General features: G+C 29.2%; 16 protein-coding genes. 9 read left to right on the top strand and 7 right to left on the bottom strand.

Features of this window, described 5'->3' with window-relative positions:
* Positions 1-7: 7 nt before the first annotated feature.
* Genes M3P09_RS05445 through M3P09_RS05415 form a run of 7 tightly spaced genes read left to right on the top strand, consistent with a single transcriptional unit; the run spans position 8 to position 8,039 of the window.
* Positions 8-907 carry a hypothetical protein gene (locus M3P09_RS05445; RefSeq protein ID WP_249972324.1) on the top strand — a complete coding sequence of 300 codons (900 nt, stop codon included), beginning with the start codon at positions 8-10 and terminating at the stop codon, positions 905-907.
* Entirely contained in the window at positions 900-2,363 is a 1,464-nt protein-coding gene (locus M3P09_RS05440) for a B12-binding domain-containing radical SAM protein (RefSeq protein WP_099564230.1), read from the top strand. Before M3P09_RS05445 ends, M3P09_RS05440 begins: the two co-directional genes overlap by 8 nt.
* The gene (locus M3P09_RS05435; protein WP_249972323.1) at positions 2,356-3,138 is read left to right on the top strand and encodes a class I SAM-dependent methyltransferase; all 783 of its coding nucleotides are present in this window, start codon (positions 2,356-2,358) and stop codon (positions 3,136-3,138) included. Before M3P09_RS05440 ends, M3P09_RS05435 begins: the two co-directional genes overlap by 8 nt.
* On the top strand, positions 3,135-4,523 hold the full coding sequence (locus M3P09_RS05430) for a B12-binding domain-containing radical SAM protein (protein WP_249972322.1): 1,389 nt from the start codon (positions 3,135-3,137) through the stop codon (positions 4,521-4,523). The genes M3P09_RS05435 and M3P09_RS05430 overlap by 4 nt, the downstream gene beginning before the upstream one ends.
* A 3-nt stretch (positions 4,524-4,526) precedes the next feature.
* A complete protein-coding gene (locus tag M3P09_RS05425; protein WP_249972321.1) occupies positions 4,527-5,285 on the top strand; it encodes a class I SAM-dependent methyltransferase in 759 nt (252 codons plus the stop codon).
* A 14-nt stretch (positions 5,286-5,299) separates the two neighbouring features.
* On the top strand, positions 5,300-6,988 hold the full coding sequence (locus M3P09_RS05420) for an ATP-binding cassette domain-containing protein (protein WP_249972320.1): 1,689 nt from the start codon (positions 5,300-5,302) through the stop codon (positions 6,986-6,988).
* Positions 6,981-8,039: a glycosyltransferase gene (locus M3P09_RS05415; protein ID WP_249972319.1), complete on the top strand. Its 1,059-nt coding sequence runs from the start codon at positions 6,981-6,983 to the stop codon at positions 8,037-8,039. The genes M3P09_RS05420 and M3P09_RS05415 overlap by 8 nt, the downstream gene beginning before the upstream one ends.
* Here the strand turns inward: M3P09_RS05415 and M3P09_RS17420 are convergent.
* From M3P09_RS17420 to M3P09_RS05400, 3 genes are read right to left on the bottom strand one after another with little or no spacing between them, the layout of a single operon-like run.
* Positions 8,009-9,133: a glycosyltransferase family 4 protein gene (locus M3P09_RS17420; protein WP_249972318.1), complete on the bottom strand. Its 1,125-nt coding sequence runs from the start codon at positions 9,131-9,133 to the stop codon at positions 8,009-8,011. The two genes, M3P09_RS05415 and M3P09_RS17420, sit on opposite strands and share 31 nt — an antisense overlap.
* Positions 9,134-9,140: 7 nt before the next feature.
* Positions 9,141-10,184: a glycosyltransferase family 2 protein gene (locus M3P09_RS05405; RefSeq protein ID WP_249972317.1), complete on the bottom strand. Its 1,044-nt coding sequence runs from the start codon at positions 10,182-10,184 to the stop codon at positions 9,141-9,143.
* A 5-nt stretch (positions 10,185-10,189) separates the two neighbouring features.
* Positions 10,190-10,930 carry a phosphorylase family protein gene (locus tag M3P09_RS05400; protein ID WP_249972316.1) on the bottom strand — a complete coding sequence of 247 codons (741 nt, stop codon included), beginning with the start codon at positions 10,928-10,930 and terminating at the stop codon, positions 10,190-10,192.
* Between the two features lie 163 nt (positions 10,931-11,093).
* On the opposite strand from M3P09_RS05400, the gene M3P09_RS05395 reads away from it, so the two are divergent.
* A complete protein-coding gene (locus M3P09_RS05395) occupies positions 11,094-12,311 on the top strand; it encodes an SGNH/GDSL hydrolase family protein (RefSeq protein WP_249972315.1) in 1,218 nt (405 codons plus the stop codon).
* A complete protein-coding gene (locus M3P09_RS05390) occupies positions 12,308-13,375 on the top strand; it encodes an SGNH/GDSL hydrolase family protein (protein WP_249972314.1) in 1,068 nt (355 codons plus the stop codon). The genes M3P09_RS05395 and M3P09_RS05390 overlap by 4 nt, the downstream gene beginning before the upstream one ends.
* Position 13,376: 1 nt before the next feature.
* Here M3P09_RS05390 and M3P09_RS05385 read toward each other — a convergent pair whose 3' ends face one another.
* The 4 genes from M3P09_RS05385 to M3P09_RS05370 all read right to left on the bottom strand — a co-directional run bounded on the left by M3P09_RS05385 (position 13,377) and on the right by M3P09_RS05370 (position 16,545).
* Positions 13,377-13,514: a DUF5989 family protein gene (locus M3P09_RS05385; protein ID WP_249972593.1), complete on the bottom strand. Its 138-nt coding sequence runs from the start codon at positions 13,512-13,514 to the stop codon at positions 13,377-13,379.
* 34 nt (positions 13,515-13,548) lie between these two features.
* The gene (locus M3P09_RS05380) at positions 13,549-13,962 is read right to left on the bottom strand and encodes an SxtJ family membrane protein (RefSeq protein WP_249972313.1); all 414 of its coding nucleotides are present in this window, start codon (positions 13,960-13,962) and stop codon (positions 13,549-13,551) included.
* The gene (locus M3P09_RS17415; RefSeq protein ID WP_249972312.1) at positions 13,949-15,703 is read right to left on the bottom strand and encodes a carbamoyltransferase family protein; all 1,755 of its coding nucleotides are present in this window, start codon (positions 15,701-15,703) and stop codon (positions 13,949-13,951) included. Before M3P09_RS17415 ends, M3P09_RS05380 begins: the two co-directional genes overlap by 14 nt.
* 113 nt (positions 15,704-15,816) lie before the next feature.
* Positions 15,817-16,545: a hypothetical protein gene (locus M3P09_RS05370; protein WP_249972311.1), complete on the bottom strand. Its 729-nt coding sequence runs from the start codon at positions 16,543-16,545 to the stop codon at positions 15,817-15,819.
* Positions 16,546-16,553 lie beyond the last annotated feature (8 nt).

The raw sequence follows: 16,553 nt of genomic DNA, 5'->3' as shown, positions 1-16,553 counted from the left end.
ATAGTCTTTGAACGCCCTAAAAACCATATTATATTTTTCTATTTTTAAATATCCAATTACTAAAGAAGAGGTTTTTAAATTCTCAAAAATCAAATCTAAAAGTCAATTAGATGATGAGCTTGAACAGCTTCTAGATAATGGCATTATTTATAAATTCGATGAAATTTATAACATCAAAAACAATTATGCTTGGGTAGAAAGAAGACTTAAAGGGAATATTGAAGCCAAAAAAAAGATGAAAAAGGCTAGGAAAATGGCAAATATTATGAAATATTTTCCTTTTGTTCAATCAATTATGATTTCTGGAACTTTATCTAAAAATTATATGGATGAAACTACAGATATTGACTTTTTCGTAATTACCAAACCTGGAAACATTGTTATTTCAAAGTTTTTAATGGGAACATTTAGACGGCTGTTTGCCCGCAATAGTTTTTGTGTCAATTTTCTTTTAGACTGGGATAACCTCTACATAAAAAAACAAAACATATATACTGCGATTGAAATTGCTACATTAATTCCAGTAGTAAATTATGACTTATATGAAAAATTTATAAATACTAACAACGATTGGGTATTACAATATTTGCCTAATATACATTTCCCTGAACAAAAAACAGATGTAATCAAAAAATCCATTTTAAAGAAAAGTGCAGAAAGCCTTTTACAAACTAAGCCTTTTTTAAAGCTTGGTGATTGGATGCGCACTAAATACCTAAAAAAATTAGGTTCAGGTAGAGCCGAACAAATTCAATCATTACATTCTAATGAATTAGAGATAAACAAGGGCATTTTTAAAGGGCATCGCTTTTCTTACGAGAGCAGAATATTAGCTTTATTTGAGCTTTACCAAAAAGATATTAAAGCCAACGGTAATTTAGAAATAAATACATTTTTTTATGATTGACATTGTATTTTCTCATTCATATTATTACAAATTTGACGCTAAGCAGTGGAAGAATCAAACACCTTATCCACCATTAGGAACAATGTATGCTGCTTCTTTTTTGAGAGAAAGTGGATATTCTGTTAGTATTTTCGATACAAATCTACTAGATGATCCAAAAACCATAAAACCTTATTTAAAAAAGCAACAACCCAAAACCTTTGTTCTTTATGACGATGGCTTTAATTATTTAACAAAAATGTGTTTAACCACTATGCGTGAAGCTGCATTTGAAGTGATTAAAATAGCTAAAAATCAAAATTGTAATATTATAGTTTGTAGCTCGGACTCTACGGACCATTATGAAAAATACTTGGCAGCTGGTGCAGATTATGTAATTCAAGGGGAAGGAGAAATTACATTAAAAGAACTTGTTGATGCGTTGGAAAACAATGAAGACACATCACAAATAAAAGGGCTTATTTTTAAAAAAGATAGTGAAATATTAAAAAACCCTAAGCGCAATGTCTTGAGAGATTTAGATGAACTCCCATTACCTGCTTGGGATTTAATTGACATAAATCTATATAAAGAAGTTTGGTCCAGAAGCGGAAAAAAATTCACTTTAAACATTGCAACCACTCGTGGTTGTCCATTTAAATGTAATTGGTGCGCCAAACCAATTTATGGCAATAGGTACAACTCACATTCTCCAGAATATATTACAAAACACATCAAACACCTGACTGAAACATATGGAGTGCATCGTTTTTGGATGTGTGACGACATTTTTGGATTAAAACCAAATTGGGTTCAAAATTTTAATAAAGAACTAAAAAAAGAAAAAATCTCTATTTCATATTACATGCAAAGTCGTGTAGATTTATTACTCAAAGAAGACACTATTGATGCATTAACAGAAAGTGGATTAGAAGAAGTTTGGGTTGGTGCAGAAAGTGGTTCTCAAGCTATTTTAGATGCTATGGATAAAGAAACTAAAGTGGAACAAATCTATAAGGCTACACAATTACTTAAAGAGAAAAATGTTCGTGTAGCATTTTTTATTCAGTTTGGTTATTTAAAAGAAACAAAAAAGGATATTTTTAAAACCATCAAAATGATAAAAGAACTAGTTCCAGATGATATTGGAATCTCCATTTCTTATCCTTTACCCGGTACTAAGTTTTACGAGAAAGTAAAGGACGATTTAAAACTTAAAGCAAATTGGACAGATTCTGATGATTTATCCATGCTATTTAAAGGTACGTTCAACTCCAAATATTATAAAAAACTACACCGATACACCCATAAAGAGTATAGGAAAAGTCAGGCTTGGCAATTTTTTAAAGCATTTATCAAAAACCCTTTTAAGGTTTCAAGAAAGGGTTTAAGAACTATATTATTATCTGGATATTATATTGTTTTTGCTATTATTTATAAAACCCAACTTAAATACATGCAGTCCACAAATGCCTAGTAATTTTGATTCTGCGTCAAAGCAATATGATGAAGTATTTACTTTTTCCAATATAGGAAAAGCACAGCGTCAACGCGTTTATAACTACATAAACCCTATTATAGGGTCTAGCAAAAAACTAAATATTTTAGAAGTAAACTGCGGCACAGGAGAAGATGCTATATTATTTGGAGGTTTGGGTCATGATGTAATCGCTACAGATATCTCTGAAGAAATGATAGCCGTTGCTAATGCCAAAGAACATCCAAAGAATGTCATATTTAAGATTCAAGATATAAATACCCTTTCTTTGGGTTTGTTTGACATAAATTTTGATTTAGTTTTTTCAAATTTTGGTGGCTTAAACTGCTTATCAAAGGAACAGTTAAGCATTTTTATAAAAGAATCCTCCAAAATATTAAACCCAAAAGGAAAGCTTGTTCTTGTAATAATGCCAAAAAAATGCCTTTGGGAACGTTTTTATTTTTCTTTAAAAGGAAATTATAAAAAAGCCAAAAGAAGAAATACGTCAGAAAATATAATAGTTAATGTGGATGGCGCCAATGTAAAAACTTGGTATTACAATCCTAAAGATATTGTATCTTTATCTGAGGCATTATATAAAACAAAAAAAATAAAACCTATTGGTTTAGCTATACCACCTTCATATCTTGAAAATTCTTTTTTAGCAAAAAGCCCCTTATTATATATTTTAAAGGGTATTGACAGGATTGTAAATGGTTCTTTTTGGGCTAAATACGCGGATCATTTTTTAATTGAATTAGAAAAAAAATGAGTATAGTTTTAACTCATGCATATTATCTTTATGAAGATTCGAAGGAGCAATTAATTATGAAACCCTATGCTCCTCTCGGGTTATTATATATTTCTTCATATTTAAATGAAAATGCTGTGGAAAATCATGTGTATGATTCTACATTTTATTCCAGAGAAAAACAACTTGCTTTTATTGCTAAAAAACAACCTAAAATAATTGCCATATATACCAATTTGATGACTAAAATTAATGTAATTACATTAATTAAAATATTGAGTAGTGATAAAAAATATGGTTTCCCAAAAATTATTTTAGGCGGACCTGATGTTACTTATAATTGTGAAAATTATTTAAATACTGGAGTTAATTTTTTAATCATTGGCGAAGGCGAGCAAACAACTTTAGAGTTGTATAACGCCATTGTAAAAAATGAAGACTACAGTAAGGTAGCAGGTATTGCTTATTTAGAAAATAGTATACTAAAAAAGACACCTCCAAGAATAAAAATGAAGGACCTCTCGGAGCTCCCTCTACCAAATAGGGCAGCAATTCCAGTAGAGAAGTATTTAGATACTTGGAAAACATATCATGGAAAAAGCTCCATGACTATTAGTACGCAACGTGGCTGCCCGTATACATGTAAATGGTGCAGTACTGCCGTTTATGGTCAAAGTTACAGAAGGCGCCCTGCCAACAAAGTAGCACAGGAACTAAAAATGCTGAAAGACACCTATAAGCCTGATTCTGTTTGGTTTGTAGATGATGTGTTTTCTGTAAGTCATAATTGGATAAAAAGCTTTCATGAGGAAGTAATAAAACAAGATGCAGTCATTCCTTTTGAGTGTATAACAAGGGCTGAACGATTAAATGATGAAATATTGCAACTTTTAAAAGAAGCTGGCTGTTTTAGAATTTGGATAGGTGCAGAAAGTGGGTCTCAAAAAATTATTGATGCTATGGATCGGCGTGTAGATGTGAATGTAGTAAAAGAAGTTATTCAAAAAACCAATACAATTGGTATAGAAACTGGTACTTTTATAATGGTAGGTTATCCTGGTGAAGATGAAACAGATATTAATCAAACTATCAGTTATTTAAAAGCTGCAAATCCAACACATTTCACAATTACGGTAGCATATCCTATAAAAGGGACTTCTCTATACAACGAAATTGAAGATAAAATAACAGTGCAACCCCACTGGGAGACATCTACAGATAGAGATATTGATTTTTCAAGAACCTATTCTAGAAAATATTATGATTATGCTGTAAAACGTATTGTAAATGAAGTAAATTACTTTAAAAAGAGAACTTCAACTAATAGATATAATATCGACTCTTTAAAACTAAAAATAAAATCATCATTAGCATCCTTTGCTATGAAATTTTATAAACTTCAGTAATATATGTTATCCAATATCAAAAAAAACAAAGGAGTTTACTATATTACTAAAAAGCAAAATGTGTTTTCTACAACTTACATAGATGTCCGAAAAAAAGAAGAGCGAGTGTATACAGATGAAGTGGTAAAACTACTTCCTAAAATCACAAAAACAAATCGTTATTTTCTAGAATGGAAACTACGCCAAAAATCCACAAAAAGAATTATTGATTATCTTATTTCTAAAAACAAACCTCTAAAAATATTAGATATAGGATGTGGTAACGGTTGGTTTAGTAATCAATTATCATTAATTAAAAATACTACAATATATGCTTTAGACATTAACGATATAGAACTAGAACAAGCAGCAAGGGTTTTTCAGAAATCAAACTTAAAATTTATTTATGCCGATATTTTTGCTTCTGAGACTGATATTTTACAGGATTTTGATATTATTACTGTAAATAGTTGTATTCAATATTTTGAAAATTCAGAAAAAACTTTAAACCTCTTAAAAAGAAAACTAAAATTAAATGGAGAACTTCATATTTTAGACAGCCCATTTTATAAATCTTCAGAAGTACAGAAAGCAAAAGAAAGAACTGAAGTATATTATAAAAACTTAGGAGTTCCAAAAATGATTAATAATTATTTTCATCATAGAGTTGAAAGCTTAATCGGTTTTGAAGTTTTATACAGCCCAAAAAAAATAATTACTAATAAGCTTTTAAGAAAAAAGGATTCCCCTTTTATGTGGTTAGTTTTTGCTAAAAAAAATTAAAAAACCATCAATCAATGCTAAAGCAAATATTAAATATAGTACCAAAAAAAAAGCAAAAAGCATTGACCTTTTTTTTCATAAAATCTTTGTTACTAAATATCCTTGATCTTGTATCAATTGCTTATCTAATCCCTATTATTACACTTCTCCTAGACAAAGAAAAGTTCTATTTAATTTTGAGTAAAATAGGGATTACTTCTCTTTCTATTTCTGATAATAGTATTCGAATAGTAATACTATTTTTAATCATTTTTTACATAATTAAAAATATTATTTATATAAGATTCAATAAAAAGTTTTTTAATTTTCTGTATAATCTATCAAATACCCTTTCTGTAAGGGCAATAAAAAAATTTATTAATAAAGATTTTTTATTCTATCAAAAACAAAATAAAGGCAATATTATTAATATTGTTATGAAGGTAACAGGAGATTTTTGTTGTAAATTACTCCACTCAATTATTCTTTTATTTTGTGAGATTATCGTATTATTTATTGTTGTTGGTTTTCTCCTCTATTTTTATCCTAAATTCACTTTAATTGCATTATTAGTCCTTGGATTATTCAGTTTAATCATTTATTACAAAAAAAAATCAGATTTTAATATTATAAATACAACATATAATGAATCACAAACTAAGGCTAATTCACAATTGATTAATATTTTGGATGGTTTTTTAGAGATTAAAAGTTCAAACAATGAAGAATATTTCGTTAATAGCTTTGACAAAAACAATATCAAATTAAATAAAGTTACTGCTTTATTAGTTAGTTCTAGTTTCAATTATTCTAAATATCTAGAAATAACCTTAATAATATGCTTAGGAATATTAACTTATTTTAGTTTTATTTCGTCCTCTAATGCAAATATTATATTGATATCTACATTAGCTGCCCTAGGATTTAAATTAGTTCCTTCTCTTAGTAAAATCTTAAATGCAATTACTCATATAAAGTCGCATTCTTATACTATAAAAATGCTCAATGACATTCATAATGTCGAGGTTCAAAAAACAGCAATGCCAATTTCTGAATTTTCCTCAGAAGTTAGCTTAAAAAATATTTCATTTGACTATTCTGTTGATACGCAAATTCTTGACACAATAAACTTTAAAATTAAACCCGGGGATTTTTTAGGCATAACTGGGGTTTCAGGTATCGGAAAGACAACCTTTTTGTACGTAATGATGGGATTAGTGAAACCAACAAAAGGAAAAATAACAGTTGACGGTAATTTATTAAATAACATGAGTTTTCTACAATTTATTAGTTATGTTCCTCAACAACCCTTTCTACTTAGCGGTACGTTGTTAGAAAACATAACTATGGGACAAACGGAAGATGAAATTGATTATGAATATATAAATTTCCTATTCGAAAAATTAGAGTTAACTGAAATTGTTAATGAATTACCTGAGAAATATCTAGCACACATTCAACATGATAGTTTGCGTTTCTCGGGAGGTCAAAAACAAAGAATTTCAATAGTTCGAGCTTTATATAGCAAACCAAAGCTTTTAATTTTAGATGAAGCTACAAATCAACAAAACTCGCCTCTAGAATTACGAATTTTTGAGTTTCTAAAGGAAATTTCTGAAGAAAATAATATGGCCATATTATCGGTATCACATAATGACAATCTCTCTCATTTTTATAGTGAAACATTTATTTTGGAAAACAAAAAATTGATTCTACTTGAATAAAAAAAGCCTAATCATACTTGTTCCTGCTTTCCCTGGTAAAGAATCCGGGAGTTTTATGGTTCCTTTTATACAGCAATTCCTTGAAGCATTTTCAAACAACCATAAAAATGTTGAGCTAATTATTTATTCTTTATTTATTCCAAATGGAGTTCCATACGTTTGGAAAAACATTAAAGTTATTCCTTTAAATGGGAGGCAAAGTAATTTTTTTTCAAAACTCTTTTTGGTCATTAAATCTACTCTAATTATTGGTCGTGAAATCAGAAAGGCGAAAGTAGGTGGAATATTGAGTTTTTGGTATAATGAAACGGCTTTACTGGGTAATATTTTATCTTTTATATACTCAAAAAAACACTTTACTTGGTTGTTAGGGCAGGATGTAAAAAGAACAAACCCTTACATGAAATACTTACGTCCTAATCCAAATAAATTGATAGCTATTTCTGATTTTCAAAATGACTATTTTTTTAAAGAGTTTGGTATTTCAGCAAAAACTGTGAACCCTATTGCAGTAAATCCAATTTTTTTTCCTGACCTTAACACTTCTCTTCGGAAAATTGATATTCTTGGTACAGGATCTTTGATACCACTCAAAAATTATCAACTCTTTCTGGATGCGGTCTTAGAGCTTAGAAAAACTGCTGCTAACGTTAAAGTTGTTTTAATAGGAAATGGCCCCATGGAATCCCAATTTAAAGCCTTTATTAATCAAAATAATCTTGAAAATAACGTTAGTTTCACTGGTTTACTTTCTCACAAACAAACTTTAAATTATATGAATAATGCAAAAGTTTTTTTACACACTTCCAATTTTGAAGGAGGTGGAACTGTACTTCACGAGGCATTATATTCGGGCTGTCTGGTTATATCTACAATTCCTATTATAAAAGACATAAACGCTCCTTTTTTTCATTGTGAAACTCAAGAAGAAATTGTATTTCAATTAAAATTAGCATTGAAAAATAATGAAAAATTTAGTAGGTTTTCTAGTGTTGATATAAAGCAAACAAATCGCGTTGTTTATAATTTGTTTTTTGACAACACGTTTTGAATAATTGAGTAGATTCCATCCGCAATAGCCTCAAAAGACAACCTATTCTTAAAAACATTGGTCACTCTATTTCTAAGTTCTTCTTTATTTAAATTAATAGTTTCTTGAAGCTTATCGCATAAGTCATTAATATTTCCCTTTTCAAAAAGCAGTCCTGCATACCCCTCATTCGTCATATAGTAAAAGGATGGTATATTACTAACTATTGGCACACAACCACAAGCCATTGCTTCACACAGCGCATAACCACTACCTTCTTTATGAGATGCTGAAATATAATAATCGGCGGCATTATACCATTGTTCTAATGCTTCATGTTTAATGTTTCCTTTTAAAAAAACATTCTCTTGTAAATCATTAGTTACTATAAACGCTTTTACCATATCCAAAAGTTCCGTAGTATGATAAAACATATAAAACTCAAAGTTATTCTCAAAACTTTTAAATTGTTTTAAAGCCTCTAAAACACACATTGGGTCTTTATTCGCATTTAATCTACCTACCCAAATAAAAACAGGTTGAGTTAAGGATACTCCTAATTCTTCTTTACAAATAGTTCTATTTTTTTGAAGAAAGCTAGTAGACCCTTCCATAACTTCATATACTTTATTAGAAGCTGTAATCAAATTATCATTTATCCAAGGCAATCCCATTCTTTTAGATGTAAATAGGTAGCCATCTATATATTTATCACAGTAACGTATCAATTTTTTCTTTACTAAGGAAACTGGAGGCAATTCTCCATGATTTTGAATTAATATTACCGTTTTCTTAGGCATAAAAAACCTTAAAAGTGCTGCAAAGTGTATGTATAATATAGAATGTACTAATATAACATCAGGGCTATGTTTTTTAATGATCAAGGATAATTTTAGTGGCAATAAAACCTTAGAATTGATCTTTTTTTTTCTAAAATCATAGGTGATTCCTTTTTCTTCGATTTTTTTGTTAGAATTGGAATGGAAAATAAATATTATTGAGTATTTATCTTTTAAATAGGATGCATATTTAACGTTAGATTCTGCTTTCTTTAAATATTCTTCACAAGACAAATTATAATAACTTCCATGATATGATAAATCTATAAATTTCACTGTCTTTTCAGCTTTTTTTTAAAAGTTTCACTCCATTATATTTTTTTTTGAGTAATATGCAACCAAAAAAGACTACCCAACTCCAAGGGAAGACTCGAAGTCCATTAAGAATTAGTAAAATGATCTTTCTTTTAATACTTATTTGATATGGATATTTTGGATAATGATCCATAAATTTTTTAATATAATCTACATATAACTTTTTTTGATCTTCAGGATGTTTCATTCGTTTTTCATCAATAATTATAAGAAAAAAAGTGTCTAATAAAACATCTATATGATGATTAATTATATATGCAGAAAGTTCATGTACATTATTATATTTTCCTAACATCTCCATTTCTATCACATAAATAAGATGCAAATCTTCTATTCTCTTTTTGGTGACTACCCTTCTTGTTATTGAATCTTCCTGAGAATAAATCTTTAATAAACTATCGTTAACTAAACTTATTTTATCTGTATTTAGAAAACATTCCATAAGATATGGTCGATCTTCAAACCATAAACCAACTGGAAATAAAATTTTATTTATTATTTCTGTTCTATATATTTTTGCCCATACTACAGAAGCTATACGTCCACTATACATTGCCTTAACAGCTTCTTTTCCTGTAGTTTTATACGAATCTAATTTCCATCCAGCGTCTTTAAACCCAATTTGTTGTTTATCATATAATGTGAACTTACAAACAACTATATCTGATTCATTTTCACAAATAGCATCTGCTAATATTTTAACCGATTCAGAACCTAATGCATCATCACTATCCAAGAAAATAATAAACTCACCTAACGAATTCTCTATTCCGATGTTACGAGCATTACCAGGTCCAAGGTTTTGTGTAGTAAACAATCTAATATTGTGATGTTGATCACTATATTTTTTAGCTATTATTTCTGACCCATCATTAGATCCATCATTTATTAGAATAACTTCAATACTTGTATAAGATTGATTAATAGCAGAAATTATAGCTCTTTCTAAAAAGTTTTCTGCATTATAAAAAGGAATGATGATACTTACCAATATTTTGATTGATCTTTTCAAATTAATTACAATAAATTCACAATTCGTGCTATTGTATCCCTTCCTTTTGTTACTAAACTATTATAGTCTTTAGGAGGATACCATTCATCTGTTAATTGATCTGAGATTATAGTAAAACAAGATGCGTTAAGACGATAATAATTAGCAAATGCATATATAGCAGCACATTCCATCTCTACAATTTCAGCTCCTTTTTCCACATAATAATTTTTTAAAGATAGTGTTTCTCGAAAGGGGGCATCTGTACTCCAGCAAGTAACTGACTTGGCACCAACTTCTTTCTTAACTCCTTTACTCCAATTTGATTGGTTTGGCATGATTTCTTCTTTTTTGTCATAATAATATGATGCTCCAACACCAGAAAAAGTTTTTTCTACATATAATAATTCTCCCTCTTGATGTGAGCGAGTAATCGTTCCCGCCAACCCAATAAAAATGAAATTAGACACTCCTAAAGTTTTTAATTCTTCACACAAATTGATAATATAAGGAGCTCCATAACCACATTCAGTACATAAAACAATTTTATTGTTGATTAAAAAATTTTTACCTTTTATACCTCTAATTTTTTTTTTGGAGAAAAAAGGAAAAAATTTCTTTTTTGCAGGAAACATTGTAAGTATAGCTGTTTCAGGAAGTTTTGTGAAATTATAGAGTTTTTTAGATTTTTTCCACTTAACGAGTTTATCAATATTCACAATTGATTTTTCGTCGTTACCTATTAAATTTTCAATAGTATTAAACATTTAAGTAATATTCTGAATCAATAAATATAAAGTAATAATAGTAATTTAGTCACTTATGACCCTTAGTTTTTAATTTTTAAAAAATTCCCAATAATTAATTCGATATGTCATTCTTAAAAAACCTATATTTAGTTTTAAGATAGTACTACACGATTCCTTTCTAATGAAAAAAATAAAAACAATCATTATTATTATCCTTAATACGCTTATTCTATTAATTTTGATTGAAGTAGCATTAAGAGTCTTTTTTCCTAGAAAAAAAACTCTAGAAGAATCTTCTTTAGCATATCAATATAACTCCGATTACTTAGTTTCCCTAAAGCCAAATATCGAAAAGGAATTCACCCGTACTGCAAAAAACGGAGGAAATATAATTACCTGGAAAACAAATAAATACGGTTTTAGAGGAGATAACATAATCAAAAAAGATTTGACCATTGCTGTGTATGGAGATTCCAACATTCAGGCAAGATTTTCCTCTTTAGAAAACACCTATGTAAAAAAATTAGAACAGTATTTACCAAACTCTGTTTCTGTTATAAACGCAGGGGTTGTTGGGTATGGTCCAGATCAAAGTTTTTTAAAATTCAAAAAAGAAAAAAACATAATTCAACCCGATATTGTAATACTCAATGTTTTTGCTGATAATGATTATGGCGACCTTCTTCGAAATAGATTGATTAAGTTAAATGATAATCAAAAATTAGAGTTCCTATCTTCACAAAAGTCAATAGACCCAGTATTCGATACTTCTAAAAATAGCACTCATAAATGGTATCATTTAAGAATGAAGGATGCTGTCAGAAAATTTAGGGACAATTATATAGGTAATCCAAGTTTACTTCCTGAAAATATAATAAAAACATACAGTCGTGTTTGTCAAGAAGAATTTGAAAATTATCAAAATAATAGTGATAAAATATATTCTAATTTTGCAGATCATTATGATATGGATATTGCGGTTGATCCTGAATCTAAAAATTCCAAGATAAAGATTGAACTTATGGAAGCAATAGTTAAGGAATTTAATAATTTCACTATGGATAATAGCATTGAATTTATAGTTCTTATTCAACCTTCTTCTATAGATATTAGCAAAAACTTCCTAATAAATTATGATGATATTTCAAAAAGATTTCCAAAATATAAAAATGATAATTTGACTTCAATAATGTATCAGATTTGCAAAAAAAATAAGATTAAAGCGATTAACTTATATGATACTTTTATTAAAAATAATCCTAGCAAATACTATTTCATCGATGGAGATAGTCATTGGAATGATGTAGGACAGGATAGCGCTGCAAAAGTTACGGCGACATATCTTCAAAAACAGGTTATTCAAGATTCATATTTATCTAAAAAGAATAAAGGTTTATGAAAAAAATACGCTTCTTTCTTATAAATTATGCTGTGCTGGTCACCATATTGGTTACAATTGAAATTATTGGCCACTTAAGTTATAGAATAATTAAGGGTAAATATTTATTTCAGAATAACACAAATGAGAATACTTTTTTTAAAGAACATCCATATTTAGTAGGAACACCTAAGGAAAATTTCCGATTTCCAAATTTACCTAAAGGATTTAATATCACTACAGATGGAAATGGGCATCGAGTTACCAAAAATTATGTCCCATCAAAAGACGCTATAAATATTGTTTGTATTGGAGGCTCTACAACATTTGCCACTGGAGTACCAGATAAGATTAGTTGGCCATACATTTTACAACAAAAACTTGGTGAAAATTATAATGTAATAAATTTAGGTGTACCAGGGTATTCTACCCTAGAAGGGATCATACAATTGGTTACAACTGTCCCAGAATTAAAACCGGATATTTTAATAATATATCAAGGGTGGAATGATATTAGAAGTTATCATGCTCCAAATAAATCTCCCGACTATTTATGGCACGGAAAAACTCAAAAAAGCAACTTAAGTGTTAACAAGAAAACAAGTATTACGGAATATTCCTTTATAAATTTCATAGCTGGGAAAATTGGCAATAAAATATCAAAAAGTAAAGAACTGGAAAATAACATCTCAAGCCATAGAGATTCATATATTGATGAAATATATGTTCGTAACTTAAAGACCATTCAAGTACTATGTAATCAACTTCAAGTTAAACAAATCTATATCCCTCAAGTCTTAAATCTAGAAGAATATACCAAAAGCGTAGATGTTAGCGATTCATGGACTCCATACATAAGTAATAAAAGTATGCCTGAGCTCATAAAAAAAATCAATTCTTTAATGTCTCAAACTATAAAAAAAGGTGCCAATACTACGGTAGTGGATAGTATTTTAAGCAAATACAAATGGAATAGTAACCATTTTGTTGATGTTGGTCATTTTTCTGAAGACGGAGGAAAACAATTTTCTGATATTATCATTTCACATTTAAATCATCTTGAAAATTTTAAAATTGATAATTGATTTAAAACAATGAATAAATGAAGGGTGCTAATGCCGAATTCTCTCCAAGTAATATTAATGCCGCAAAAAAAACAATAACTAAAATAATAGGAATCAACCAGTATTTTTTTCGCTGCTTTAAAAAACTTAATAATTCCATGAAAATGGAAAACTTTGAACTCATACCTTTTTATTTAATACAATTTATGATAATCTATATTATCATTTTCTCTAGAGAACCATTGCGGTTTAGAAATACGTTTTTTAGAATTCGCTTTCCTTAGTATAAAGGTAATAGGAAAGAATAATAAATAAAAGATAAATGCTAATATTATTGATGAAGTGATTTCTCCTAAAAGTAACCCAAACAATAACCATATCCATAAAAATGGTTTTAAAAGAATTGTTTTTTTATATAGTATTCCTACAATTAATAATAAGATTGCTATACTTATAAATGTAATATTTAAAGTCCATTCTTTTATATAAAATTTATATCCAATTATACTTATGGCTATAATACACAAAATAGCTAAAAACTGTAGTTGTATCTTACGCTGTCCACTATTTATAGCTGCCTTGTCTAACATGTGTTTAATCCAGTTCATAAGTAGCTTTCTTTAAAATATTCTTGTTAAAATTAATATTTTCCTTTTTAGATAATATACAATTGCCAATTACCAAAATATCCATATCAGTATTAAAAAAGCATCTTACTGCATCTTCTACTGTGGCAACAATAGGTTCTCCTCTTACATTAAAAGAAGTATTGATTAGCACTGGTAGTCCTGAGAGTTCTTCAAATCGAAGTAATAATTGATGCACTTTTTTATTATCCCTCTCGTTTACCGTTTGTACTCTCGCTGTATTATCCATATGTGTGCAAGATGGGATTTCTTTAGGTTTCTTTACATTAAACGTGAATAACATATATTTGGAAGGATTTTTAATCTCGAACCAGTCTGCTGCCTTTTCTTCCATTACTATGGGTGCAAATGGTCTAAAACCTTCTCTTTTTTTTATTTTTAAATTCAAATGAAATTGCATATCCTCATATTTAGGGCTCGCTAGTATAGATCTGGAACCTAATGCACGTGGACCAAATTCCATTTTACCCTGAAACCACCCTACAATACTTTTCTCATTGAGATAATTAGCTGTTTTTTCAATTACCTCTTGAAATGGTAAACGAGAATATTGAACATCTAACCTTTTTAATTGATCTTCAACTTCATCATCCGTAAAAGAATTACCTAAATACGCATTATATACTGGGGAATCTTCCACAATTAGGCGTTTATTGTTTTGATAATGATAATACCCTATTAAAGCTGACCCCAAAGCCCCACCGCAATCTCCAGACGCTGGTTGCACCCATATATTTTCAAAAACTTGTCGTTCCAATAGTTCTTGATTGGCTTTACAATTTAGTGCTACTCCTCCTGCCAGACACAAATTATCCATTCCAATCATTTTTTTAGCCTTTTCTGCAAGTTTAATTACAATTTCTTCCAAAACCACCTGTGCTGAACGAGCTACGTCCTTATAAAATTGCGACATTTCACTTTCTGGCTTTCTTGCGGATTGTCCCAATACTTTCTCAAAAGCCTTATTGGTCATTTTAAGGCCGATGTCAAAATCAAAATATTTCATATTAAGAGTGAGAATACCTTCACCATCAGTAGCTATAAAATGTTTATAAATAGTGTTCTTATATATAGGTTTTCCATAAGGAGCTAATCCCATTAATTTATATTCTCCTGAATTCACTTTAAAACCACAGTAATAAGTAAAAGCCGAATAAAACAATCCTAACGAATGCGGAAATTGTTGTTCTGTAATAATACTAACCTTGTTATCAATGCCTTTAGCAATTGTTATTGTAGCCCGTTCTCCTACTCCATCTATTGTTAATATAGCGGACTTCTGAAATGGTGATGCAAAAAAAGCTGAAGCTGAGTGAGCTTCATGATGCTCTGTGTAGATAATCTCTCCTTTATAATTGAGTTTCTTCTGAATAATATTGGGAATCCATAGCTTCTCTGAAGTCCAACTTTTAATTGCTTTTTTAAAAGACCGAAAACCAAAGGGTGTTTTACCAGAATAAGTATCTATAATCCGGTCAAATTTCAGGAATGGTTTTTCATAAAATGTAATAAGACTAATATCGTCAATGGTAACATCTTGCGATGTTAAGCAATAATCAATCGCTAATTCAGGAAAGCTAGCATCATGTTTTTTTCTACTTAATCGTTCTTCCTGTACAGCTGCAACTACTAGTCCATTTTTTAATAAGCAAGCTGCTGAATCATGATAAAAAGCAGAAATTCCTAAGATATATGTATTCACTAATTTGATTTTAGTTAAAAATACAAAACCGCAATATGATATCTGTTTTTTAAGGAATGATTTTTTTTTCTGATGCTAAATATTATCATTTTAATGATGAATACTCTCTACCCTTATTCAATTAAAACTTTCACCATAGCTTTTAATTCTTCAATTTCTTTTGATTGCTTTTTCAATTCTAAACTTTGCTCAATATTAATTTTATTTTGTTCAATAACATAAAGAGTTAATTCTTCAATTTTTTCTTGTTGGATTTTTGATATTTCTCCAAGTTCTAAGCCATTTTCGACTACTTCCTTAGCAGAAGGGACGTTAGGCAAATGACCATTTTTATTAATATAAGCCTCTAATTCTTGTAACGATTGTAATTTATAATCTTTAAAAAAGACATAATCTGGCCAACTAGTTTGCAATTGCACCTTTACTTCCTCTGCTATTACTTTCCCTCCAACAGCAAGCTTATAACCAGGTGGGATTAATGTTGTTCCTATTGAAATGCTACCATTCGGGTTACCAGCAGTAATTGGATTAATCTTCATTACTTGTGTTGCTCCGTAGGCAAAACTAAACGCCTCATTATTAGGCAAATAAAGACTATTACCATAAGGGCCGCAACCTATATGCAAAGCTTTACTTCCTGATTTAAAGGTCAAATAAGAAGAATTACTTGATGGAGAAACTATTTCTAATACTCTATCATTTGTTCCATAATTTCCTTGTACTGTAGTGGCTCCAACAACTACTTTATTCGTGTTAGTATAGATCAAACTGGCGTTTTCCGTCCATTGAGCAGACAAAGCGTTTGTTATTAATAGCATAAATAGAATGACTACATTTTTCATGATTTTTT

It is taken from the genome of Jejuia spongiicola (assembly GCF_023502325.1).
Lineage (GTDB): Bacteria > Bacteroidota > Bacteroidia > Flavobacteriales > Flavobacteriaceae > Wocania_A > Wocania_A spongiicola.
Note: the sequence above shows the minus strand (reverse complement) of the source record. Positions and strands in the feature narration are given on the sequence as shown.